1 protein-coding gene is annotated in these 483 nt (G+C 67.7%); it reads right to left on the reverse strand.

Features of this window, described 5'->3' with window-relative positions; all coding sequences use genetic code 11:
• Window positions 1-483 (reverse strand): 4Fe-4S dicluster domain-containing protein (locus G3I78_RS47895; protein ID WP_164436899.1); only part of this gene is annotated, 483 nt, incomplete at both ends.

A 483-nucleotide genomic window follows, 5' to 3' on the forward strand; every position in this document is an offset into this window, starting at 1 on the left:
CGATGACGTCGGGGTCGTTCGGGTCGAGGAACACGGCGCGCTGGGAGGCCAGGAGCTCGTGCTCGTCCTGGACGCTCGCGGCTTCGGTGACCTTGTCCGCGTCGTAGAGGACGAGGCCGAGGTAGCGCAGGCGTCCGACGCACGTCTCGGAGCACACGGTGGGCAGGCCGACCTCGATGCGGGGGTAGCACAGGGTGCATTTCTCGGCCTTGCCGGTCTTGTGGTTGAAGTAGACCTTCTTGTAGGGGCAGCCGGTGACGCACATGCGCCACCCCCGGCACTGGTCCTGGTCCACGAGGACGATGCCGTCCTCGGCCCGCTTGTACATGGCCCCTGAGGGGCAGGACGCGACGCAGGCGGGGTTGAGGCAGTGCTCGCAGATGCGGGGCAGGTAGAACATGAACGTCTTGTCGAGCTCGGTCGCGACGTGCTCGGACATGTGCGCCAGGACCGGGTCGTCGGCCATGGTGGTGGTGGAGCCGG

Source organism: Streptomyces sp. SID13726, from assembly GCF_010548375.1.
GTDB lineage: Bacteria > Actinomycetota > Actinomycetes > Streptomycetales > Streptomycetaceae > Streptomyces.